19 protein-coding genes are annotated in these 22,204 nt (G+C 74.3%); 7 read left to right on the top strand and 12 right to left on the bottom strand.

Annotated elements, in window-relative coordinates; genetic code table 11:
- Positions 1–21: 21 nt before the first annotated feature.
- Both BLU95_RS09935 and BLU95_RS09930 read right to left on the bottom strand, forming a co-directional pair.
- Positions 22–357 (bottom strand): hypothetical protein, encoded by a 336-nt coding sequence (locus tag BLU95_RS09935; RefSeq protein ID WP_159424835.1) that lies wholly within the window; start codon positions 355–357, stop codon positions 22–24.
- Between the two features lie 58 nt (positions 358–415).
- Positions 416–985 carry a GNAT family N-acetyltransferase gene (locus BLU95_RS09930; RefSeq protein WP_093859685.1) on the bottom strand — a complete coding sequence of 190 codons (570 nt, stop codon included), beginning with the start codon at positions 983–985 and terminating at the stop codon, positions 416–418.
- A 124-nt stretch (positions 986–1,109) separates the two neighbouring features.
- Between BLU95_RS09930 and BLU95_RS09925 the strand changes: the two genes are divergently transcribed.
- The 5 genes from BLU95_RS09925 to BLU95_RS09905 all read left to right on the top strand — a co-directional run bounded on the left by BLU95_RS09925 (position 1,110) and on the right by BLU95_RS09905 (position 6,349).
- On the top strand, positions 1,110–2,300 hold the full coding sequence (locus BLU95_RS09925; protein WP_093859684.1) for an acyl-CoA dehydrogenase family protein: 1,191 nt from the start codon (positions 1,110–1,112) through the stop codon (positions 2,298–2,300).
- A gap of 73 nt (positions 2,301–2,373) precedes the next feature.
- Positions 2,374–2,802 carry an ADP-ribosylation/crystallin J1 gene (locus tag BLU95_RS09920; protein WP_231978503.1) on the top strand — a complete coding sequence of 143 codons (429 nt, stop codon included), beginning with the start codon at positions 2,374–2,376 and terminating at the stop codon, positions 2,800–2,802.
- A 177-nt stretch (positions 2,803–2,979) separates the two neighbouring features.
- Positions 2,980–3,858: an alkaline phosphatase family protein gene (locus BLU95_RS09915; RefSeq protein ID WP_173862026.1), complete on the top strand. Its 879-nt coding sequence runs from the start codon at positions 2,980–2,982 to the stop codon at positions 3,856–3,858.
- Positions 3,859–4,309: 451 nt separating this feature from the next.
- Positions 4,310–4,789 carry a hypothetical protein gene (locus tag BLU95_RS09910; RefSeq protein WP_093859683.1) on the top strand — a complete coding sequence of 160 codons (480 nt, stop codon included), beginning with the start codon at positions 4,310–4,312 and terminating at the stop codon, positions 4,787–4,789.
- A 207-nt stretch (positions 4,790–4,996) separates the two neighbouring features.
- Entirely contained in the window at positions 4,997–6,349 is a 1,353-nt protein-coding gene (locus tag BLU95_RS09905) for a multidrug effflux MFS transporter (protein WP_093859682.1), read from the top strand.
- A 203-nt stretch (positions 6,350–6,552) separates the two neighbouring features.
- Here the strand turns inward: BLU95_RS09905 and BLU95_RS09900 are convergent, their stop codons facing one another.
- From BLU95_RS09900 to BLU95_RS09860, 10 genes are all read right to left on the bottom strand, one after another.
- Complete coding sequence (locus tag BLU95_RS09900) at positions 6,553–8,640, bottom strand: glycosyl hydrolase family 18 protein (RefSeq protein ID WP_093859681.1); 2,088 nt, start codon at positions 8,638–8,640, stop codon at positions 6,553–6,555.
- A gap of 1,074 nt (positions 8,641–9,714) precedes the next feature.
- On the bottom strand, positions 9,715–10,425 hold the full coding sequence (locus BLU95_RS09895; protein ID WP_093859680.1) for a hypothetical protein: 711 nt from the start codon (positions 10,423–10,425) through the stop codon (positions 9,715–9,717).
- 231 nt (positions 10,426–10,656) lie between these two features.
- Positions 10,657–11,649, bottom strand: coding sequence for an ABC transporter substrate-binding protein (locus tag BLU95_RS09890; RefSeq protein ID WP_093859679.1), 993 nt, complete (start codon positions 11,647–11,649; stop codon positions 10,657–10,659).
- 193 nt (positions 11,650–11,842) lie between these two features.
- Positions 11,843–12,535, bottom strand: coding sequence for an ABC transporter permease (locus BLU95_RS09885; protein WP_197698742.1), 693 nt, complete (start codon positions 12,533–12,535; stop codon positions 11,843–11,845).
- Entirely contained in the window at positions 12,532–13,200 is a 669-nt protein-coding gene (locus BLU95_RS09880) for an ABC transporter permease (RefSeq protein ID WP_093859678.1), read from the bottom strand. Before BLU95_RS09880 ends, BLU95_RS09885 begins: the two co-directional genes overlap by 4 nt.
- Complete coding sequence (locus tag BLU95_RS09875) at positions 13,190–14,407, bottom strand: ABC transporter ATP-binding protein (RefSeq protein ID WP_093859677.1); 1,218 nt, start codon at positions 14,405–14,407, stop codon at positions 13,190–13,192. The genes BLU95_RS09880 and BLU95_RS09875 overlap by 11 nt, the downstream gene beginning before the upstream one ends.
- Positions 14,408–14,659: 252 nt before the next feature.
- Positions 14,660–15,046, bottom strand: coding sequence for a rhodanese-like domain-containing protein (locus tag BLU95_RS09870; protein WP_093859676.1), 387 nt, complete (start codon positions 15,044–15,046; stop codon positions 14,660–14,662).
- Positions 15,040–15,639, bottom strand: coding sequence for a cysteine dioxygenase (locus tag BLU95_RS09865; protein ID WP_093859675.1), 600 nt, complete (start codon positions 15,637–15,639; stop codon positions 15,040–15,042). The genes BLU95_RS09870 and BLU95_RS09865 overlap by 7 nt, the downstream gene beginning before the upstream one ends.
- A 243-nt stretch (positions 15,640–15,882) precedes the next feature.
- The gene (locus BLU95_RS45530; RefSeq protein WP_106981192.1) at positions 15,883–15,960 is read right to left on the bottom strand and encodes a putative leader peptide; all 78 of its coding nucleotides are present in this window, start codon (positions 15,958–15,960) and stop codon (positions 15,883–15,885) included.
- A 47-nt stretch (positions 15,961–16,007) separates the two neighbouring features.
- Positions 16,008–19,322 carry a hypothetical protein gene (locus tag BLU95_RS09860; protein WP_093859674.1) on the bottom strand — a complete coding sequence of 1,105 codons (3,315 nt, stop codon included), beginning with the start codon at positions 19,320–19,322 and terminating at the stop codon, positions 16,008–16,010.
- A gap of 539 nt (positions 19,323–19,861) precedes the next feature.
- Between BLU95_RS09860 and BLU95_RS09855 the strand changes: the two genes are divergently transcribed.
- Positions 19,862–20,704, top strand: a complete 843-nt coding sequence (locus tag BLU95_RS09855) for a nitrilase-related carbon-nitrogen hydrolase (protein ID WP_093859673.1) — start codon at positions 19,862–19,864, stop codon at positions 20,702–20,704.
- A 22-nt stretch (positions 20,705–20,726) separates the two neighbouring features.
- Positions 20,727–22,190, top strand: a complete 1,464-nt coding sequence (gene hydA, locus BLU95_RS09850; RefSeq protein ID WP_093859672.1) for a dihydropyrimidinase — start codon at positions 20,727–20,729, stop codon at positions 22,188–22,190.
- Positions 22,191–22,204 lie beyond the last annotated feature (14 nt).

The following is a 22,204-nucleotide window of genomic DNA, read 5'->3' as shown; positions in this document are numbered from 1 at the left end:
GCCCCGCGGGGGACGCGGGCGTCAGCCCGCCTCCGCCTCCCGGGCCTCGGCCGCCGCGAGCCGCTCCTGCTGCACCTCGGGGTGCTTGCTGTCCCACAGCAGCTCCCACACCTTGAACACGCAGTGGTAGTCCCGCATGCTCCCCTGAAGGATCAGCAGGTAGCTGTCGCCGTCCCGCAGCAGCCTGCGCCGCCGGGCGTTGAACGGGTGCTGCGGGGCGTAGGCGGGGACGAGCCGCCGCAGTTCGGCGACGGCGTCCTCCCGGGTGCCGGTCACCTCGGCGAGCACCTTGCTGCCCCAGATCCGGTGCTCCCCGATGCCCTCGGTCTCCTCGACCACCACGGCCCAACGTCCCACGGTCCACCCCTCTGTCACTCGTCCGAGCGAGAAGCGGTCATCGTAGCGACGCGACCGCTCAGCGCCCGGGGGAGCCGGCCGCCCGCAGCGCCTTGTAGAAGACGGTGGTCGCGTGCGGCACCCCCGCCGGGTCGGTCGCGAAGTCCGGCACCGTGCCGACCCTGGTCCAGCCCGCCGCCGCGTACAGCCGTTCGGCGGGGCTGTCCGTCTCGGTGTCGAGCACCAGGGTCCGGATCCCGCGCCCGACGGCCTCCTCCTCCAGAGCCGCCAGCAGCCGGCCGGCCAGTCCGTGGCCCCGGTCCGCCCGGTGGACCATCAACTTGGCCACCTCCGCCCGGTGCCGGCCGTTGGCGGTCGACGCCGGCCGCAGCTGCACCGTGCCCGCGATCCGCCGCCCCGACCCGGACCCGGAACCGGTACCCGCCTCCGGGTGCGCGACCCAGAGCAGCAGCCGCCCCGCCCCGACGTCCGGGGCCAGCGCCCGCCACCAGTCGGCCGCCGTGCCGGGGTCGAGCGGAGCGAGGAAGCCGACGGAGGCGCCGCCGTCGACGGTGTCCGCCAGCAGCCCGCCCAGCCGCTCGGCGGCGCCGAGCAGTTCCTCCGCCGTCACCGGCCGGACTGTGTACATGCTCACTCCCTCGTTCCCGACGGCCCCGGGAGGCGGCCGGTGCGCAATACTCGCCGGTACCCAACGCCGCCACCGGTCCCGACGCCCCGACCGGTCCGCGCCGCCGAGACTACAAGGAGCTTCAATGGCGAAGCCGACCAGGATCGACCCCGCCGACCTGCTCGCCGTCGGTGACCTGCTCACCGACGAGGAGCGGCTCGTCCGCGACACCGTGCGGAAGTTCACCGAGGACCGGATCCGCCCGCACATCGGCGACTGGTTCGAGCGCGGGGTCTTCCCCGCCCGCGAACTCGCCCCCGAACTCGGCGCCCTCGGCGTGCTCGGCATGCACCTCGACGGCTACGGCTGCGCGGGCTCGACCGCCGTCGCCTACGGGGTCGCCTGCATGGAACTGGAGGCCGCCGACTCGGGACTGCGCAGCTTCGTCTCCGTCCAGGGCTCGCTCGCGATGCGCTCCATCCACGCGTTCGGATCGGAGGAGCAGAAGCAGCGCTGGCTGCCCGGCCTCGCCGCCGGCGAACTGATCGGCTGCTTCGCCCTCACCGAACCGGACTTCGGCTCCGACCCCGCCAACATGCGCACCCGCGCCCGCCGCAAGGGCGCCGGCGAGGGCGCGGACTGGGTGCTCTCCGGCTCCAAGATGTGGATCACCAACGGCTCGCTGTCCGACGTCGCGGTGGTCTGGGCGCAGACCGATGACGGCGTCCGGGGCTTCCTGGTCGAACCCGGCATGCCCGGCTTCACCGTCACCGACGTGCACGGCAAGCTGTCCCTGCGCGCCTCGGTGACCAGCGAGCTCGCCTTCGACGAGGTGGTGCTGCCGGCCGACGCCGTGCTGCCCGGCGTCACGGGGCTGCGCGGACCGCTGTCCTCACTCAACGAGGCCCGCTACGGCATCCTCTGGGGCACCGTCGGCGCAGCCCGCGACTGCTACACCGCCGCCCTGGACTACGCGAAGAGCCGGGTCCAGTTCGGCCGCCCGATCGCCGGCTTCCAGCTCACCCAGCAGAAGCTGGTCGAGATGATGCTGGAGGTCGAGAAGGCGTACCTGGTCGCGCTGCGGATCGGCCGGCTCAAGGACGAGGGCGCGGCGCGCCCGGCGCACGTCAGCTTCGGCAAGCTCAACAACGTCCGGGCCGCGCTGGAGATCGCCCGCAGCGCCCGCACCGTGCTCGGCGCCAACGGCATCACCACCGAGTACCCGGTGCTGCGGCACGCCAACAACCTGGAGTCGGTGCTCACCTACGAGGGCACCGGCGAGATCCACACCCTCGTCCTCGGCGAGGCGATCACCGGCGAGTCCGCGTACCACTGACCCGGCCGACGAGCGCCCGGCACCGGGCGAAAACCGGTACCCGTCCGGGCCGTTCATGGCTATTTTCGTGCCCATGAACGGCCCGACGAACCGACCCCCGAGCACCGCGACCACCGTTGCCGTCCCGACCGCCTCCGCCGTGCAGCACGCCGTGCCGACCACCACGCTGTGGCGTCCCACCGGCCCGAAGGAGCTGGCCCTGGTCGCGGCCGCCGACTGGCGGGCCTGGCCGCCGCGCCTGCCGGACCAGCCGATCTTCTACCCGGTGCTGAACGAGGACTACGCGATCCGCATCGCGCGGGACTGGAACGTGCCCGCCTCCGGGAGCGGTTACGTCACCCGCTTCGAGGTGGAGACCGCGTTCCTGAGCCGCTACCCCGTCCGCCGGGCGGGCGGCCGCACCATCCTGGAGCTCTGGGTGCCGGCCGAGGAGCTGGCGGAGTTCAACCGGCACATCGTCGGCCGCATCGAGGTCGTGCACGAGTTCCGCCCGCAGGGCTGACCCCCGGCCGGGGCCGGCCGACGCGGAACGGCGCCGTCCGGACACGGTCAGGACATCCGGTGTTGGCCGGGAGGCAACCCCGCGGTTCGGCGGGCGGTGGAGCATGATCCGGTCGCCGCCGCCCGCCCCGGTGCGGGCACGGTCGGCACCCGCACCGCGAAAGGAACCGCCCCGCTCATGTCCACACCGCCGCTGCCGCGCCCCCGGGTCCTCGTCGTCGGGATCGACGGCGTCCGGTACGACCTGCTGGACCAGGTCCCGATGCCGAGGCTCGCGGAGGTCGCCGAGGCCGGCTTCCTGGCGCCCGTGACGGTGGCGGACTCCACCCCCACCATGTCCGGACCGTGCTGGGCCACCATCGTGACCGGTGTGGAGCCCGCCAAGCACGGCGTCTGGGGCAACCACCTCGGCGGCAACCGGCTCGACGTCTTCCCCGACTTCACCACCCGGCTGGCCCGCGGCGACCGGCGCCGCACCTTCGTCGCGGCCGGCTGGGACCCGCTGGTGATCGGCGAGTCCGGCGGACCGCTGTTCCGCGCGCCCGGCCGCCTCTGCTACGTCGCCCCCGCCGAGGACACCCCCGAGGCGTGGGAGGCCGTCGACGAGGAGGTCACCCGGGAGGCCGTGGACGTGCTGCGCCACGCCGACCCGGAAGCCTCCTTCGTCTACCTCGGCGCCGTCGACGAGACCGCCCACTTCCTCGGCTGCGGCGAGGAGTACCGCGCCTCGATGCGCGCCGCCGACGAGCGTCTCGGCCGGCTCCTGGACGCGGTACGCGCCCGGCCCGGCCGCGCCGAGGAGGCCTGGACGGTCATCGTCGTCACCGACCACGGCCACGTCGACGGCGGCGGCCACGGCGGGCGGACCGTCGAGGAGCGCACCGCCTGGGTGGCCTGCGCCGGACCGGGCATCCCCGCCGCCCCGCCCACCGGGGAGATCCGCCACCCCGATGTCGCGGCCCAGGTCTACGCCGCCCTCGGCCGGCCGATCGACCCGCACTGGACCCTGGACGGCCGGCCCTTCCCGGTCGCCGTGCCGGCGACCGCGGCGGCCTGACACCGGTCGCCGACCGGCCCCCACCGACCGGCCCCCACCGACCGGCCCGTCACCGCCCGACCCGTCACCGGAACGCCGGACCGCCCGGCCCGGACCGCCCGCCCCGGGCCGTCCGCCCCGGGCCGTCCGGGCCGGGCCGTCCGGGCCGGGCCGTCCGGCGACCGGGTGAGCGACACGCCGTCGCGGCACCCGGGCGGCCCCGACCGGGCTGCGCGCCGACCGGTCCCGGGCCAGGCTCGTCCGGGGTGAACCCCGAGACCGGTCGGCCCCGTGTACCTCTCAAGGTGGAGGTCGTACCCCCCAAGGACGGCGGTGGATCAAGACCTCCTGGTGACGCCCCGGCACCCCGGTGCCCACCAGGATGGAAGACAACGGGGAGCCGGTCCCCAGCCCCGACGGGGTGCACGGGACCGGACGCTGAGCAGCAGGGCGCAGGAGAGGACACACCGGCATGAACGGCATCGCGGGCAAGATCGCAATCGGCGTGGTCGGCACGGGCATGGCCGCCGCCGTCGCCACCGTGGCGGTCGGGCCGAGGGTCGCCGAGTGGTACGACGGCCGGCACCAGGAGCAGGCCAGCTACGCCAGCGGCAGCGAGGCCAAGGCCGACCGCCGCTCGATGCCGACCTGGCTGCCCGACAACGCCTCCTCGGTCCGCTACCTGATGTCCACCACCGGCGACGACCGGCTGCTGCGCGCCACCGTCCCCGAGGGCCGGCTGCCCGCCGGCTGCACGACCACCGAGCCCACCAAGGGCAACCACCTGGCGCCGGTCACGCTCAAGGCGGGCTGGTTCCCGGCGGGGATCACCTCGAAGGTCACCGGCTCCTGCGGCCACTACAAGGTCACCCTGACCGGCAACCAGCTCTACGCCTGGCAGGACGGCGCCGCGGTGCAGGCCGCCCTGCGCGCCGAGAAGCCCGCGCGCTGACGTCCCCCGCCCCGGGGCCGCCCGCGCCCGGCCGCTCCGGGCGCTTGCCGGTGCTCGCGGGTGCTCGCGGACGCTTGCGGGCCGTCGGGGCGGCCCGTCCACCCGGCGGTGAAATGGTCCGGGCGGCCGCCCCGGCTGTCGGTGGCCCGGGGCACTGGGGTAGGACGGAGCGAGCACGATCGCCGTGCTCGTTCCGAGAGGAGCCCCATGCCTGGTCCGACCGCCGGCTCTGCCGGTGACACGTCGACCGCCCCCGCCGTCCCCGCCACTCCCGGCGATGCCACTTCCGGCGAAGCCGCTGCCGCCGATGCACCCGCCGTCGACGCATCTGCCGCCGCCGGTGCGAGCGGCCGTGCCGCCATCGTCGTCCTCGGCGGTCTGGTCGCTCTCGGCCCCCTCACCACCGACCTCTACCTGCCCGGTCTGCCCGCGATCGCCGAGGACCTCGTGGCCGAACCGGCCGCCGTCCAGCTCACCCTCACCTTCTCGATGTTCGGTGTGGCGGCCGGGCAGCTGATCTTCGGTCCCCTCAGTGACCGCTTCGGGCGCCGTCCGCCCCTGCTCGTCGGACTCGTCGTCTACACCCTCGCCAGCGTCGTCTGCGTGATCGCCCCCGACCTGACCGTGCTGATCGCGGCACGCTTCGTCCAGGGCGCTGCGGGCGCCGCCGGACTGGTCATCGGCCGGGCCGTCGCCCGCGACCGCTTCGAGGGCGTCGCGATGATCCGCTTCCTCGCCTCGATCACCCTGATATCCGGCCTGGCCCCGATCCTGGCGCCGCTCTTCGGCGCCCAGATGCTGCGCTTCACCTCCTGGCGCGGCACCTTCGGCGCCCTGGCCGCCCTCGGCCTCCTCCTCACCCTGGTGGCCTTCGCCGCCCTGCGCGAGACCCTCCCGGCCTCCGCCCGGCGCGGCGGCGGCCTGAGCAGCACCCTGCGCACCATGGGCGGGCTGCTGCGCAACCTGCCGTTCCTGGGGTTGCTGCTGACCAGCACCTTCGCCTTCGGCGCGCTGTTCGGCTACATCAGCGGCTCCTCGGTGGTGCTCCAGCACGTCTACCACGTGTCGCCGCAGACCTACAGCCTGCTGTTCGGGCTCAACTCGGTGGCGATCGTCGGCGCCACCCAGCTCAACGGGCGGGTCCTCGCGCCCCGGTTCACCGCGGGGGCGCTGATGCGCACGGGCCTCGCGGTGATGATCGCCGCCGGGGTGTCCCTGGTCCTGGTCACGGCGGTCTGGGACCTCGGGCTGGTCGCGGTGTGCGCCTCGCTCTTCGTGATGATGGCCAGCCTCGGCATGGTCCTGCCGAACTCGGCCGCCCGCGCGCTGAGTCTGGTCGCCCCGCAGTCCGCCGGTTCCGCCTCCGCGCTCCTCGGCACCGGCACCTTCCTCTGCGGCGCCGTGGTCGCCCCGCTCAGCAGCCTGGGCGGCAGCCCGTCGGCGGTGCTGCTCGCGGTCGTCGTGCTCAGCTGCGCGGTGCTCTCCGCCGCGTCCTACCTGCTGCTCCTGCGGCCCGCGCGGACCGCTCCGGCCGAGGCGGCGGAGCCGGCCGCCGCGTAGCCGGTCCGGCGCCGGTCCGGCGGTGCCCGCCTCCCGCCCGGTCGTTCCCGGCCCCGGAAGCCGCCGGACGCAGTCCGCCGGGGTGCCACGACAGCTGGTCGTGGCACCCCGGCGGGGGTCGGGAACCGTCAGGTCCCGTAGAGAACCGTCGGGCTCCGTCAGGAGCGTCAGGCCGTCAGGCCGTCAGGGACGTTCAGGGACGCTCAGGCGATCGAGAAGTCGTCGCCGTAGACGCTGCCCTGGCCGTACCAGCCGTGCAGGTAGACGGTCACGGTCCCGGAGGCGCCGGTGGTGAACGGGACGCTGAGCTTGGTCCAGCCGGATGCGCTGGTCCAGGTGGAGCCGGTGGCGCCACCGCTCACGCCGACGTAGGCGTAGCTGCCCTGGACCCAGCCGGTCAGGGTGTAGGCCTTGTTCGGCGCCAGGGTGACGGTCTGCGAGCACTGGCCGGTCTGGGACGCGTTGGCCGCCGCCTGGAGCGCGTACGAGCCGGAGTGGACCGGGGTGCTCACCACGCTGCCGCCGGTCTGGCAGGTCCACGGGCCGAGGCTGCCGGTCTCCAGACCGCCGTTCACGAGCCCGCCGGGCAGCGTGACGCCGGTGACGGTCAGCGTGTAGGTGCTGGTGTGGCTGCCGGAGGCGGCGGTGCCGGTCACCGTGAGCGGGTAGGTGCCCGGGGTGGTGGCGGCGGTGGTGGCGACGGTCAGCGTCGCCGAGGAGCCGGCGGTGACGCTACCGGGGTTGACGGTGGCGGTGACGCCGGCCGGGGCGCCGCTGACGGTGAGGGCGACGTTCTGCGCCGAACCGGAGACCACGGTGGTGCCGACGGTCGCGGTCGCCGAGGAACCGGCGGTGACCGAACCGGCGGCGGGGCTCACGCCGACCGAGAAGTCGTTGCCGGGCTGGGTGCTCGTCACCTTCAGCGTGTAGGTGGCGGTGTGGCTGCCGGAGGCGGCGGTGCCGGTCACCGTGAGCGGGTAGGTGCCCGGGGTGGTGGCGGCGGTGGTGGCGACGGTCAGCGTCGCCGGGGAACCGGCGGTGACGCTACCGGGGTTGACGGTGGCGGTGACGCCGGCCGGGGCGCCGCTGACGGTGAGGGCGACGTTCTGCGCCGAACCGGAGACCACGGCGGTGCTGACGGTCGCCGTCGCCGACGAACCGGCCACGACGGTGCCCGAGTTGGGGGTCACGCCGACCGAGAAGTCGTTCACCGGCTGGGTGTTGCTGGTGAACGGCGCGAAGATCTTGGTGAAGTCCCAGGTGTTCTGCGCGATCCCGGAGCAGTCGTCACGGGCGGCGGCGCCCGCGCAGCTGCCGTTGTCGCGCTGCAGCGCCCAGAAGGACAGCGTGTTGATGCCCTTCGAGACCGCCCAGTTGTAGACGGTGTTGGCGTTGGCGAGCGTGAAGGTCTCGGCCGGGCCGAAGTCGTCGACGCCGATCATCTCGGTGATGCCGATCGAACCCCACAGCTGCGCGGGGGTCTTGGTCGGGTAGAGCTTCGCCAGCTGGTTGTACAGACCGTTGGCGGAGGTCTGGGTGTCGGCCGCCATGTCGTGCGCGGCGTTGTCGTAGTAGTCGAACGTCATCATGTTGACGACGTCGATCTTGGCGTTGTTGGTGACGGCGTTCTTCAGCACCGCGAGCCCGCTGGCGGCGAGGCCGCTGGTGGTGGTCGGCAGCGTGTAGGAGAACTGGATCTTCCGGCCGTTGGTGGCGGCCCAGTCCTGGACCAGCTTGATCGCCTTGTTGCGGCGGTCGACACCGGCCGAGTTGTCCAGCGAGTCGACCTCGATGTCGAGGTCGATCCGGCTGATGTCGTACGTGGTGATGAGGTTCTCGTAGGCGGCGGCGATCTGGTTGACATCGGTGCAGCTGTCGGCCAGTTCGGTGCCGGTGGTGTCGGCGGTGTAGCCGCCGAACGACGGGATGACGTCGCCGCCGTTGGCACGGATCTTGGCGAAGTCGGCGCCGAACGAGGACTGCGCGACGGGCAGCGAGGTGTCGCCGTTCCAGTACGGGGTGCAGGAGCCCTTGGTGGCGGTCTGCAGGAACGCCATCGTCAGGTACTTGGCGCCGGACTGCGCGGCCAGCGTGGCGGGGCTCTCGCCGGTCCAGGACTCGAAGTAGGGGGCGAACACCCGGGTGGGGAGCGGGGTCGCCGCCGCGGCCTCGGCGGTGGCCGGGCCGGTCGGCGCCGCGCCCGCCGTCGTCGCGCCGGCGACCAGGCCGGCCGACGCGACGAGCGTGACGCAGGCCGTCAGGGCGGCCCGAAGTGATCTGGGTAGACGCATTGTTTCTCCAACAGACGTGGTGGGGCAGGACGTTGGTGAAGCGTGCGGGACTGTGCCGCGGCGTCCTCGGTGGACGCGCGGGGTGGGCGTGCCGGGCCGGGAGAGGAGCTTTTCGGCCGTACGGCGGGGCGGTGCTCGGGGGTGTGCAAACCCCAAGGACGCAGGGCACGGCGGGCGGCGCGCGCGGACGCGGGCAGGGGCCGTGACGGGGCCTGGGGGCGGAGCGGAGCAGGGCAGGACAGCGCCTCAGCCGCCGGTGGTCACACCCCCACAGTGCATCCCGGTCGGATCGACATGCCTATGGTTGGACTAGACCACTCGTCTGTCAAGAGTCCTAACAGTTCGTCAGCGAAGGGGTGAGGTTGGCCGAGGATCGGTCAACCGTCGAACAATCCGGTTGTGACCGGTGCGGACGCTCGGACATCATCGGAGTCATGCGAGACCTCGACTGGAAGCTCGACAGAGAGGGCGGCTGCCGCCCGCAGGCGTGAGTCCCCGGCTCCCGGGTCCCCGCCCGCCGCCTCCGGCGGCCGGTGGCCGGACCGTGTCCGTTCGCCTCGCCGCTCGTCCGCCGCCCTCTCCGTCGGCGGGCCCGAACACCTCTCGCGCCGCGGTGCCCCCGCACCGTGACGCTCTCAGCTGTGACGCCTCGGTGTTGTGGCGCCTCCGTGTTGTGACGCCTCCGCGTCGTGACGTCCGCCCGTGGTGACGTCGGCTCGTGGTGACGTCGGCCCGTACCGGTGCCCGCCAGGGACGCTTTCCGGTCCGTCGGGGCACCGGTCGGCGCGCGCGGTGCGTCCACCGTCCCGTTGTCCGTTCCGCCTGTACGCGTCCGTCCGCGGGTGTGCCGGTCCGCCGGCGCGCCCGCCGTCGACGCCCGTGCCCGTACGCGTCTACCCCTGGAAAGGAGGAGCCATGGACCACTTCGTCTCGTCCGACGACAAGGACACCGCCTGGAGCTGCGTCTGAGCCGGTGGCAGGTGTGTGCCGTGGCCGCGCGGGTGGTCGTCGCGCGCGGCCACGGCGGGCCCGGCGCTCAGGACACCGGGCCGATCGGGGTCCGTCGGGCCTGGCTCAGACCGACGGGCAGAGAACGGTTCGCAGCGCGTCGAGGATTTTTTCCGACTTCTCGGCCCCGAAACCCTGAGGGTGGGCGGGATCCGTGAAGCGCTGGTTCGCCAGGTCGATCAACTTGGCCCGGTCCTTCGGGAACTGGTACATCGCCTGGCACTGGTTGCGGGCCCGGTCGACGGCCTGCTCGGGCTTGCCACCGACGATCGCCGGATCGATCGCGTCCAGGGCGGCGACCAGCTGCGCCGTGACGTCGGCGGCGGGTTTGCCGGGCAGTCCCGCGTCGGTGGGCGGGGCCGGCTTCGGCGCGGCCGGGGGATCGGCCGGCGGCTTGTCGGTGCCCGCCGGGGCCGGGGAGTCGGCGGGGGCACCGGTGGCCGGGGCGGGTCCGGTGGCGGCCGGGGCGGGCGGGTTCGCGGTCGCGGACCCGGTCGTTCCGGTGCTCGTTCCGGCGGTCGTTCCGGCCGAGCTCCCGGCCGTCCCGCCGGGGGTGGAGCCGGCGGTGCTGCCGGTCGTGCCGGCGCCTCCCGTGCCGGGCGCGTCGGTGGCTCCCGGGGCGGGTCCGGAATCGGTCGCGGTGGCCGACACGCCGGGGGAGGCGGGGGCAGTGGTGCCGGCGGCGGTGGTGCCGGAGCCCGAGCCGGAGCTGGAGCACGCGGCGAGGCTCACCGCGGCGAATGCCGTGAGGGTGGCGGCGAGAAGGCGAGTGCGCATGCCGTCACACTGTCATGTTCGCGCCGCTCAAGGGAAGATCTCTCCGGCCCGGGATCGACGCCCCGTGCCCGTCCCTCGCCCGTCCCTCGCTCTCGCTCTCGCCGGCTACGGAAGCCGGAGGGGAGGGGAGGGGAGGGGAGGGGAGGGGAGTCGGAGGCCGGAAGCCGCCGCGGGGCGGGACCGTCCTCCCGACCGGTCCCGCCCCGCGGCGGCTTCCCTCCGACCCGGAGGTCAGGACAGTCCGCTGCTCTTCAGCCACTCCTTGGCCACCGCCGACGGGTCCTCCTTGTCCACCGCGACCTTCTTCATCAGCGCCAGCAGCCCCGCCGTGTCCAGCTTGGCCGACACCGCGTTGAGCGCACCGGTCGCCGTCGCGTCCACCTTGGCCTTGTTGACCAGCGGCGTGACGTTCTGGGCGCCGAACAGGTTCTTCGGATCGGTGAGCGGCACGAGCTTCAGCTGGGTGATCTTCGGATCGGTGGAGAAGACGTTGCCGACCTGGATCGAGCCGTCCTTGACGGCGTTGGCCGTGGTCTCGCCGGTGGACTTCCACTCCTTGAAGGTCAGACCGTAGACGTCCTTCAGCGGCTGCTCCTGCCGCGACTTGAACTCCGGCGGGCCGCCGATGGTGAACTCGCCCGCCTTGGCAGCCAGGTCCGCGATGCTCTTGAGCCCGAGCTTGTCGGCGCTCTCCTGGCTGACGCTCAGGGTGTCCTTGTCCTCGGCGGGCGAGGACTCCAGGATCCCCAGCGAGGCGGGCAGCGTCTTCGTCAGCTCGGCATTGACCGCCGCCGCGGTCGGGTCGGCCGACTTGCCGCCCAGGTAGGCGAGCAGCGCGCCGTTGTACTCGGGCAGGACGGAGAGGCTGCCGCTCTGCAGCTGCCCGTAGAGCACCTCGCGGCTGCCGATGTTGAACTTCTCCTCGACCTTGACCCCCTTGGCCCGGAGCGCCTGGGCGTAGATCGAGCCGAGCAGCACGTTCTCGGGGAAGTTCGCGGAGCCGACCACGACCGTCCCCCCTGGGGCGGCGGCCGCGGAAGTACCGGTCCCGGCGGCCGCCGAGGTCGACGCGCCGCCGCCCAGCGGGTCGCCGCCGGAGGAGGAGCAGGCGGTCGCGGCGAGGGCGAGCGCGGCCAGGGCCGCCACGGAGGCGGTCCGGCGCACCGCCGCCGCTCCGGTCGGCCTCGGGGTCGCGGAGCCGCTCAGCGGAGTGAATGTCGACATGGTGACAGATGTCCTCTCGGGGTGGTCAACTCGGGCAGGGCGAACGGAGTGTCCCGGGTCCGGACCACAGGCGACACCCGCAGCGGGGCCGCAGGCGGAACCGGAGCCGGAAGCAGCGGAAAGGGAAGGCGAAGAACGGGCGGGCCGGGAGCCGGGCTCCGGCAGCCGGTGGCCGGGACGCCGGCCCGCGCGGTCACGACGACCGGCGGTCCGCGGCCCGCTGCTGCGCCCGCAGCCCGGGCGGGAGCGCGTACCGGGCCAGCAGGGCGAAGAACGCCTGGGCCGCGACCGCCAGCAGGACGACCAGCAGCGCGCCGCCGACCGTCGCCGCGTAGTCCCGGGTGGCCAACCCGTCGACGACGTACCGGCCGAGGCCGCCGAGCCCGACGTACGCGGCCACCGTCGCGGTCGCGATGACCTGCACCGTCGCGGTCCGGAAGCCGGCCAGCAGGGTCGGCAGCGCCGACGGCAGGCAGACCTGCCACAGCACCTGCGGATGCGTCAGCCCGACCCCGCGGGCCGCGTCCCGCACGTCCGGGTCGGTGCCCCGGACCCCCTCGACGGCGGCGACCAGCAGCGGCGGCGCCGCCAGCGCCACCAGCGGCACCAGGACGGCGGTGTCGCCGACTCCCGCGAGCAGGACCGCCAGCGTCACCAGCCCGAGCGTCGGCAGTGCGCGGGCCGCGCCGGCCATCGCGGTCACCACGGTGACGCCGCGCCCGGTGTAGCCGATCAGCAGCCCGAGCGGGACGGCCAGCAGCGCGGCGCAGAGCAGGGCCTCACCGGAGAGCAGCAGGTGCTCGGCGATCCGGTGGGCGATCGCGTTCGAACCGCTGCGGCGGTCCGGGGCAGAGAAGAAGTCCCCCAGCCAGGTCAACCAGTTCACTGCCCCGCTCCCTTCTCCCGGACGGCCCAGGGGGCGAGCACCCGGCGGGCGCCGACCAGCAGCAGGTCCACGGCCAGCGCGAGCACCGCGATCAGGACGATCCCGGCCACGATCGGGGTCGGGAAGGTGCGCTGGAAGCCGTCGACGAACAGATAGCCGAGGCCGCCCCGGCCGACCAGCGCGCCGACCGAGGCCAGCGAGATGCTGGAGACGGCCGCCACCCGCAGACCGGCCACCAGGTAGGGGACGGCGGCGGGCAGTTCGACGGCGGCCAGCCGGTGCCACGGTCCGTACCCCATCGCGGTCGCGGCCTGCCGCACCGGGTCGGGGACGGCACGCAGCCCGTCCACGGTGGTCGGCAGCAGCACGGCGACCGCGTAGAAGGTCAGCGGGATCATCACGGTGGCCTGGGTGGCCAGCCCGGTGTAGGGGATGAGAACCACGAAGACGGCCAGCGAGGGCAGGGCGTAGACGATGTTGAAGACGGCGGCGAGCGGCTGGTAGAGGCGCGGGAACCGGGTGCAGGCCAGGCCGAGCGGGACCGCCAGCAGCAGGCCGATCAGGACCGGGACGAGGGCGATGACGGCGTGGTCGGCGAGCAGGTCGCCGAGGTAGCCGAGATGGTCGCCGATCCAGTACCAGCGGACGAGCGGTTCATCGTCCACCGCCGACTCCGTCCGTCTCGGCCTGGGCCTGGGCCGTCTCCGCCCGGGCCGCCTGGGCCTGGGCCGTTTCGGCTTGGGCAGTTTCGGCCTGCGGCCCGCCGGTCCCGGCCCGGGCGCTCCCGGCCGTCGTCGCGGGCGGCCGGGTCGCGAGCGCGGCCAGGACCGCCTCGCGGTCGGCCGTGCCGATCGCGCGGCCGTCGGGGTCCAGGGCGACGGCGATCCCGGTGGGGGACAGCACCGCCGCGTCCAGGGCGGCACGCAGGGTGTCGGCGTCCGGCCGGAACCCGGGCGCCGGCTCCAGGGCCGCGCCCGCCGCGTCCCGGTCGATCCAGCCGATCGGCCGCCGTCCGTCGTCCAGCATCAGTTCCCAGCCGCCGAACCGGACCCCGTGCGGAGACCGTCCGGCGGTCTGGTCGCCCGGACCGCCGGGTATCGGCCGGACGGCCACCGAGACGGCCGGTCGCAGCCCGAGCCCGCGCAGACCCCGGTCACGGCCGAGGAAGGCGGCGACGTCCAGGTCCGCGGGCGCCGTGAGCAGCGTGTGCGGATCGGCGAGCTGGGCGATCCGGCCGCGCTCGCGCAGCACCACCACCTGGTCGCCGAGCCGGACCGCCTCCTCGATGTCGTGGGTGACGAACAGCACCGTCTTGTGCAGCTCGGACTGGAGGCGGAGCAGCTCCTCCTGCAGCCCGGCGCGGACCACCGGGTCGACGGCGCTGAACGGCTCGTCCATCAGCAGCACCGGCGGGTCCGCGGCCAGCGCGCGCGCCACACCCACGCGCTGCTGCTGGCCGCCGGAGAGCTGGAACGGGTACCGCTTGGCGGTCTCCGGGGCCAGCCCCACCAGGTCGAGCAGTTCGGCCGCCCGGGCGCGGGCCTTCTTCCGGTCCCAGCCGAGCAGATAGGGAACGGTCGCGATGTTGTCGATCACCCGCCGGTGCGGGAACAGCCCGGCCTGCTGGATCACGTAGCCGATGCCGCGCCGCAGCTTGGCCGGGTCCAGTGCCGCCACGTCGGTGCCGTCCAGCAGGACCCGTCCCGAGGTCGGTTCGACCATGCGGTTGACCATCCGCAGCAGGGTGGTCTTCCCGCAGCCGGACGGGCCGACCAGCACGGTCGTCCGACCGGTGGGGACGTCGAGGTCGAGGCCCTCGACGGCGACCGTGCCGTCGGGGTGGCGCTTGCCCGCGCCGTCGAATCTGATCACGGGGGGTTTCCTCGTCTCGGCGGCTCCCGGTGGCGGCGCCGATGGTGGTTTCTGTCGCTGTGCCGGTCCGTCGGCCTGTCGCTGTGCTGTGCCTGTCGGTCGCGCGATTGCCCGCCTTCGGACCGGCGGAAACTCTGATCAGCCTATGACCTGGTGAACCCGGTGTCCCTGATTTACCGGGCGTGGTCGGATTCACCAGGGGCGGCCGACGCGCGTGCGGGGAGTGCGGGGCGCGTGCCCCGAGGCGGAACCTCAGCCTTCCTGACGGGTCGGCAGTCCGGCCGCCGCCCAGGCGACGAAGCCGCCGTCCAGGTCGGTCGCCCGGTGCAGACCCAGCTCGCGCAACGAGGCGGCGGCCAGACTCGACGCGTACCCCTCCGAGCACACCACGACCACCTCCAGGTCGTAGCCGGTGGCCTCCGGGATCCGGTGACTGCCCGTCGGGTCGAGCCGCCACTCCAGCACATTGCGTTCGATGATCAGCGTGTCGGGGATCTCCCCCTCGGCCGCGCGCTGGGCCGCCGGGCGGATGTCCACCAGCAGCGCGCCGGCGCGCTGCGCCCGCAGCGCCTCGTCCGGGCCGGGGCGGTGCACCCCTTCCCTCGCGCGGGCCACCAGGTCGTCGATCGTGGTCACCACTGGTCGGGTCCTTCCTCGGAGGTGCGGACCAGGCCACCGGCCCGCAGTTCGTAGTGCGCCATGGAGTTGAGCGGCGGGGAGTAGGCGTGCAGCGTCACGGCCGGGCCGGACGCGGTGTTGCGGACGTCGTGCACGTACTCGGGGCCGAAGGCCCGGGTGGTGCCGGAGCCGATCCGCCGGATCAGCAGCCCCTGCTCGGGACCGCCCAGCGACAGCTCCTCCAGCTCGCCCAGCGCGACGGTGAACGCCCCGCGGGAGCCGCCGTGGTCGTGGAAGCCCGTGGACTGGCCGGGCAGCCAGCTGATCAGCCAGACCTCGTGCTGCTCGTCGGCGGCAAGCCGCCGGTACCAGCGTTCCTCGGTGGAGAGGCGGACGTGGTGGATCCACTGCTCCGGCTGCTCGGCCAGTTCGCGGACGATCTCCCGCAGCGCGTTCGGGGTGAGCGGCGCGGCGCCCTCCCCGGAGGGTGCGGGCGTGGGAGCTGGAGCCGTCGTGGGTGCGGGTGCGGGTGCAGGAGTTGCTGCGGGCGCCGGCGTCGGAACCGGCGGGATCGTGACGGCGGCGGGCTTGTCGAGTGCGAGGTCCAGGTTCATGTGGGTGTCCTCGGAACGGGCGGGCGGTGGTCGTGGAGCGGTTCGCCGTGCTGCCCGCGCGCCGCCGTGGGACATGGAGCGGCGGGGGCGGACGGGGCGGACTGCTGCGTCGCCGTGCGGTGCCGCACCGGTCGGACCGGCGGTGCGGCACGGACGTGCCGGGCGGCGTGGCGTCAGGAGAGCGGGTGCGCGGCGCGGGCCCTGGCGAAGGTCACAGGGTGGAACCGGCGGGAAGGAACAGGGTCAACAGGCACAGATGGAACTCGCCTGGCGTCGGAGGTCGACGTGCAGGCGGCAGACCAGAGTGGTGCCGGTGTCCATGCGCCGGATCCTTCCCGACGGGACGGGCGCGAGTCAAGCGAGCGCGGTCACGGCTGCCCGTCGCGCCCCTGGTCGGACCCGGTCGGAGCCCGTTCGGCCGCGGGCGGCGCTCCGGGGGCCGGGACGGTTCCGCTCCGGTCCCGACCCCGGCCCGGCCGTTCGGCCCCGCCGTCCTTTGCCCCGCCCCCGCTCCCGCCCCCGCCCCCGCTGGCCCCTGTTCCCCGTTCCGCTGCCGTCCCCCCTGCCGTTCCCGCCACCGCCCCGGCCAGCGCCGCTTCGACGACCGGGCCCGCCTGCTCGCCCAGGTACCGGCCGAGGGTCTGGTAGGCGTCGAACTGCCGGTGGTCGAACCACTGGTCGCCGGCGCCGTCGTACGGGAAGGCCGGATCACCCATCGCGTAGGCGTGCAGCTCGTACGGCATGTCGGGGGTCAGGACGGCCTGCGCGACGATCAGCGTGCCGTGCCGGGTCGATCCGCCGCCGTCGGAGCCCCCGAACTCCAGCGGCCACGGGTACACGATGTCGCCGACCACGACCGCCCGGGCGGCCAGCCGCTCGGCCAGCCGCGCCGCCAGACCGCGCAACGGTGCCCGCCCGCCCCCGCTCCCGCCGCTCCCGCCGTGCTCGCCGCTCCCGCCGTGCTCGCGCCCGCCGCCCCCGGCGCTGCCCGGGACCAGCAGGTCCGGTTCCCGGAGGGTGATGGCGATGCCCAGCTCCTCCCTGGCGAGGGTGATCGCCGCCGCCAGCGACCCCGCGAAGGCGGAGTCGCCGCTCGCGTCGACGCACACCGCCGTCCGCACACCGTGCCGCAGCAACTCGACCAGGCCGAGGTTCTCGTAGTGCCCGCCGTCGGTGGTGAGCAGGAACCGCGCGTCCATCGGGTACCGCCCGAACGCCTCCCGCAGCTGGTACGACAGCCGGCGCACGGTGGGCTGCGGGGCGTACCGCCAGTCCCGGTCGGCGGCCCAGAGCGGGGCGAGGGCGGCCGGGTTGGGCAGCCAGGTGCCCAGCCTGGCATTGGTGATCGCGAACAGCCCCTGGTAGGCCCGGGACCGACGGCCCATCGCGGAGGAGAACGCGGCGCCGGAGACGGCCATCGCGGACTGCACCGTGAGGTCCCGGGCGATGTGCCGCCGGGTGCGCCGCTCCAGCAGGTCGGTGCGCGCGTACCCGACGTCCGGGCCGCCCACGTAGTCGGAGGAGAAGGTGAACGACACCGCCCGCCGGCCGGGCGGCGTCCGCGCGCTGCCGGACAGGTTGGCCGCCGCCGCGAAGATCACCTGGGGGAAGTCCGGACGACGGGCGCCGTAGTGGCTGAGCCGGGTCTGCTCGCGGAAGAAGTGGTACGGCCGGGCCAGCACCTCGCCGCCCCGCTCGGCCTCCTCCGCCCAGCCCGCCTCGCCGCCCGCCCCGCCGCGTGCCTCCCCGGGTGCCCCGGCGAGAGCCTCCCCGCCCGCCTCGCCGCCCTCGACCGCCCGCCGGACGGCGAAGGCCGAGGCGAGCCGGTGCCGGTAGAAGGGGTGCAGGCCCATCCACGTCTGGTCGAGGTTGAGCCCGACCGTGCCCAGGACCAGCGGCAGCAGCACCTGCACGGCGGTCGGCCAGGTGTGTCCGGTGGCCACCGCCCAGCCGAAGGCGAGCAGTGCGCCGACGGTGAGCGCGGTCAGGGCCGACCAGAGCACGAGGTACTCGGTGATCCGGACGGTGAGACCACGGCGACGGGCTCCGCGCAGGACACCGCCGAGCACCGCCGCGCCCTGCTCGATGGCGTGGCGGCCGTGCCAGAGGATGCCCAGCAGCAACGCCAGATAACTGAGCAGCACGGTGGCGCTGAGGCCGGCGCCGGCCTGCCGGGCGCCGACCGCGAGCGCCCGCCGCAGCGCCACCGCTCCCCAGGCCAGACCGGGGACGGCCAGCACACCCAGCGCGAGCAGTACGGCCAGCGCCAGCGCGCCGTGCGAGAACCGGCGCAGCAGGCGCGGCAGCGGCGTGTTCCAGCCGAGCCAGGAGAACGCGAGCAGCCACAGCAGCCACCCGGTGGCGGCGGCCGAGAGCAGCCCGGCGAGGGTGAGCAGGACGGGCACCCGGACGGTCGGCGAGCCGCCCGCCGTGCCGAGCGCGTCCAGGTCGGCGAGCGGCACGAGGTGGTAGAACCGGCTCAGGCCGAGGCCGAGCACCAGGACGGCGGCGAGCAGCAGCGCGAGCGCCGCGACCAGGCCCCGCAGCAGGGTGCCGAGCGCGACCAGCCACTCGCCCGCGCCGTCCGCGAGGTACTTGGAGTGGCGGCGGAGGTGGTCCTCCTCGGGTGATCCGGGTTCGAGCACGGTGTCGGCGGTCAGGCCGGAGCGCATGCGGACCGGACTGTCGGGTGCGGAGTCGCTCAGCGCCAACTGCATCGCGCCGACCGTGTACCCGCCCCCGGACACCGCCACCAGGTAGCGGGCCCGCTTCAGCCAGGGGCGCAGCGCCTGGAGCGCGCCGAGGGTGACGCAGGCCGAGCGGATGCCGCCGCCGGAGACGCAGAACCCGAGCCGGGCGTGCTCGCGGCCGGGCGGGACCCTGGCGGCGTTGTGCCAGCGGGCCTGCCGGGTGAGCGGCCCGTGGCTCCGCGGCCCGGGCGGCCAGCGCCCGCCCCGCGCGGTCAGCACCGGCCACGGCGGGATCAGCGGCGGCCCGGCGGCGGTGGGCGGATCCGGCCCCGCGGCCGCCCCTGCCCCGCCCCGTCCGTGCGCGCCGCGGGCGTCGGCCTCCCGCCCCCGCCGTCCGTGCGCCTCCCCGTCACCCGCCCCGTCCCCGTCCTCGTGCCCGTCCTCGTCCGGCTGCGGCAGCAGCCCGCGCACCGCCCGGTGCACGGTGGCGCCGCACACCACGGCCGCGACCGCCCCCGAGGGGAGCAGCAGCAGCCATTTGACCGTGGCGAACGCGGCCGCCGCGGCGAACGGCGCGTCCCCACCCGTCGGTCCGGGACCGGCCGCGCCCAGTCCGGCGTCCAGCAGGACGTCCTCGGCCAGGTCGCAGGCGCCGGCCAGCACGCCCACCAGACCCGCGGCCAGCGCCGCCGACCGCCAGTGTGCCCGGGTGAACACATGGGCCCCGAGCAGCCCGGCCGCCGCAAGGGTGACCGTGTAGCCGCCGATCAGCCAGAGGTCGGCGTCCAGCGCGGCGCGGAACTCCGGGGCCCGCCCGGCGATCACGGCCTCGGCGGCGGACCGGGAGCCGGCGAGTTGCAGCCGGACGTCCCTGGCGCCCTGGTCGGCGGCCGTCCGCCGCGCGTACAGCAGCCAGCCGAGCACGGCGGGCACCGGCACCGCGAGCCCGAGCAGTACCCCGCCCCGGGCGGGCAGCCCGCGTCCGGAGGACACCCACTTCCCGGAAGCCCCGCTCCCGGAAGGCACGCTCACCCCTGCGGACACCCCGCCCGCCGCCCTGCCCTCGGCCGTCACACCGACCCACCCCTCTCCAGCACCGCACCACCACCCGACCCCGGGGACGCGCCCCGCGCCCCGCGAACGCCCCGGTCCCGTCCGGTCCGTGGCCCGTCCGTGCTCCGTCCGTGTCCCGTCCGGATCGCGTCCGGTCCTGCGGACCCGCGACCGGTGGGGGCGTCACCACCTTCCTGCCCCGTCCCGCCCCGCTCCGATCATGGATTCACCCGAATGAGTAAGGAGTGCGCTCCCGGGGTAGATGACCGTTTCATCCCACCTACGAGACCCCGCGTGTCCGCCCGGCAGGATCGCCCCGGCCGCGTCGCGTCGGACGTATTGTCAGGCGACCGGAGCCGGGCCTACGGTCGACGCACCTACTTTCTACGCACGTAGACATCCACCGCAGGCAGCACCGCCCGCCGACCCTCGGACCGCGGGCCCGCCCCCGGACGGGCCGCGGAGTTGCGGAGGTACCCATGTCGCAGATCGTCCGTGCCGCCCTCGTCCAGACCCGCTGGACCGGCGACCAGGAGAGCATGATCGCCCTCCACGAGCGCCACGCCCGCGAGGCGGCCGCCCAGGGCGCGAAGATCCTCGGCTTCCAGGAGGTCTTCAACGCCCCGTACTTCTGCCAGGTGCAGGAACCCGAGCACTACCGCTGGGCCGAGTCCGTCCCGGACGGCCCCACCGTGCGGCGGATGCGCGAACTCGCCCGCGAGCTCGGCCTGGTGCTGGTCGTCCCCGTCTACGAGGAGGACCAGCCCGGGGTCTACTACAACACCGCCGCCGTGATCGACGCCGACGGCAGCTACCTCGGCAAGTACCGCAAGCACCACATCCCGCAGGTCAAGGGCTTCTGGGAGAAGTACTACTTCAAGCCCGGCAACCTCGGCTGGCCGGTGTTCGACACCGCTGTCGGCAAGGTCGGCGTGTACATCTGCTACGACCGGCACTTCCCCGAGGGCTGGCGCGCCCTGGGCCTGGGCGGCGCGCAGATCGTCTACAACCCCTCCGCCACCAGCCGCAGCCTCTCCGCCTACCTGTGGCAGCTCGAACAGCCGGCCGCCGCCGTCGCCAACGCCTACTACGTGGCCGCCATCAACCGCGTCGGCACCGAGGAGTACGGCGACAACGACTTCTACGGCACCTCCTACTTCGTCGACCCGCGCGGCCGGTTCGTCGGCGAGGTGGCCTCCGACAAGGAGGAGGAACTGGTCGTGCGCGACCTCGACCTCGACCTCATCGAGGAGGTCCGCCAGCAGTGGGCGTTCTACCGCGACCGCCGCCCGGAGGCGTACGGACCACTGACCGAGGCCTGACGGAGAGGGGCACGAGCACACCATGACCAGCACCCCCCGCAGCACCCCCGCCACCGGCACGGCCACCGCCCGGACCGGGCGCACTGCCGTCCGCGGCGGCCTCGTCGTCACCGCCACCGAGGAACTGCGCGCCGACGTCCTCATCGAGGGCGAACGGATCGCCGCCCTCGCCGCCACCGGCAGCGAGGCCGCCCTCTCCTGGACCGCGGACACCGTGATCGACGCCGACGGCCACTACGTCGTCCCCGGCGGCGTCGACGCCCACACCCACATGGAGCTGCCGTTCGGCGGCACCCAGGCCTCCGACACCTTCGAGACCGGCACCCGCGCCGCCGCCTGGGGCGGCACCACCACCATCGTCGACTTCGCCGTCCAGTCGGTCGGCGGCAGCCTGCGCGAGGGCCTGGACGCCTGGCACGCCAAGGCCGAGGGCAACTGCGCGATCGACTACGCCTTCCACACCATCGTCTCCGACGTCAACGACGCCGTCCTCAAGGAGATGGACACCCTCGTCGACTCCGGCGAGTCCACCTCCTTCAAGCTGTTCATGGCCTACCCGGGCGTCTTCTACAGCGACGACGGCCGCATCCTGCGTGCCATGCAACGCGGCGCCGCCAACGGCGGGTTGACCATGATGCACGCCGAGAACGGCATCGCCATCGACGTCCTCGTCGCCCAGGCCCTGGCCGCCGGCCGCACCGCGCCCCGCTTTCACGGCGAGGTCCGCCGCGAACTGCTGGAGGCCGAGGCCACCCACCGGGCGATCAAGCTCGCGCAGGTCGCCGGCAGCCCCCTGTACGTGGTCCACGTCTCCGCCGCCTCCGCGCTCGCCGAACTCGCCCGGGCCCGCGACGAAGGACTCCCCGTCTTCGGCGAGACCTGCCCGCAGTACCTCTTCCTCTCCACCGACAACCTCGCCGAGGAGGGCGAGGACGGCTTCGAGGGCGCCAAGTACGTGTGCAGCACGCCGCTGCGGCCCCGCGAGCACCAGGAGGCGCTCTGGCGCGGGCTGCGCACCAACGACCTCCAGGTGGTCTCCACCGACCACTGCCCGTTCTGCTACACGGGCCAGAAGGAACTCGGCCGCGGCGACTTCTCGAAGATCCCCAACGGCCTTCCCGGCGTGGAGAACCGGATGGACCTCCTGCACCAGGCCGTGGTCGACGGGCGGATCAGCCGCCGCCGCTGGATCGAGATCGCCTGCACCACCCCGGCCCGGATGTTCGGCCTGCACCCGCGCAAGGGCACCCTCGCCCCCGGGGCCGACGCCGACATCGTCGTCTACGACCCGAACGCCGTCCAGACCGTCTCCGCCGCGACCCACCACATGAACGTCGACTACTCGGCGTACGAGGGGCGCACCCTCACCGGCCGCGCCCGCACCGTGCTCTCGCGGGGCACCGTGGTGCTCGACCGGGGCACCTGGCTGGGCCGGGCCGGCCACGGCGCCTTCCTGCGCCGGGACACCTGCCAGTACCTCGACTGAGCCGCCGTCCGGCC

Origin of the sequence: Streptomyces sp. TLI_053 (assembly GCF_900105395.1) — a bacterium.
In the GTDB taxonomy this organism is placed as follows: domain Bacteria; phylum Actinomycetota; class Actinomycetes; order Streptomycetales; family Streptomycetaceae; genus Kitasatospora.
This window is presented reverse-complemented; position numbering and strand designations above follow the sequence as displayed.

Coding starts and splice junctions, on each gene's coding strand:
- BLU95_RS09930 (WP_093859685.1), bottom strand. CDS start 985: ATGTACACAGTCCGGCCGGTGACGGCGGAGGAACTGCTCGGCGCCGCC.
- BLU95_RS09925 (WP_093859684.1), top strand. CDS start 1,110: ATGGCGAAGCCGACCAGGATCGACCCCGCCGACCTGCTCGCCGTCGGT.
- BLU95_RS09920 (WP_231978503.1), top strand. CDS start 2,374: ATGAACGGCCCGACGAACCGACCCCCGAGCACCGCGACCACCGTTGCC.
- BLU95_RS09915 (WP_173862026.1), top strand. CDS start 2,980: ATGTCCACACCGCCGCTGCCGCGCCCCCGGGTCCTCGTCGTCGGGATC.
- BLU95_RS09910 (WP_093859683.1), top strand. CDS start 4,310: ATGAACGGCATCGCGGGCAAGATCGCAATCGGCGTGGTCGGCACGGGC.
- BLU95_RS09905 (WP_093859682.1), top strand. CDS start 4,997: ATGCCTGGTCCGACCGCCGGCTCTGCCGGTGACACGTCGACCGCCCCC.
- BLU95_RS09900 (WP_093859681.1), bottom strand. CDS start 8,640: ATGCGTCTACCCAGATCACTTCGGGCCGCCCTGACGGCCTGCGTCACG.
- BLU95_RS09895 (WP_093859680.1), bottom strand. CDS start 10,425: ATGCGCACTCGCCTTCTCGCCGCCACCCTCACGGCATTCGCCGCGGTG.
- BLU95_RS09890 (WP_093859679.1), bottom strand. CDS start 11,649: ATGTCGACATTCACTCCGCTGAGCGGCTCCGCGACCCCGAGGCCGACC.
- BLU95_RS09865 (WP_093859675.1), bottom strand. CDS start 15,639: ATGAACCTGGACCTCGCACTCGACAAGCCCGCCGCCGTCACGATCCCG.
- BLU95_RS45530 (WP_106981192.1), bottom strand. CDS start 15,960: ATGGACACCGGCACCACTCTGGTCTGCCGCCTGCACGTCGACCTCCGA.
- BLU95_RS09855 (WP_093859673.1), top strand. CDS start 19,862: ATGTCGCAGATCGTCCGTGCCGCCCTCGTCCAGACCCGCTGGACCGGC.
- hydA (WP_093859672.1), top strand. CDS start 20,727: ATGACCAGCACCCCCCGCAGCACCCCCGCCACCGGCACGGCCACCGCC.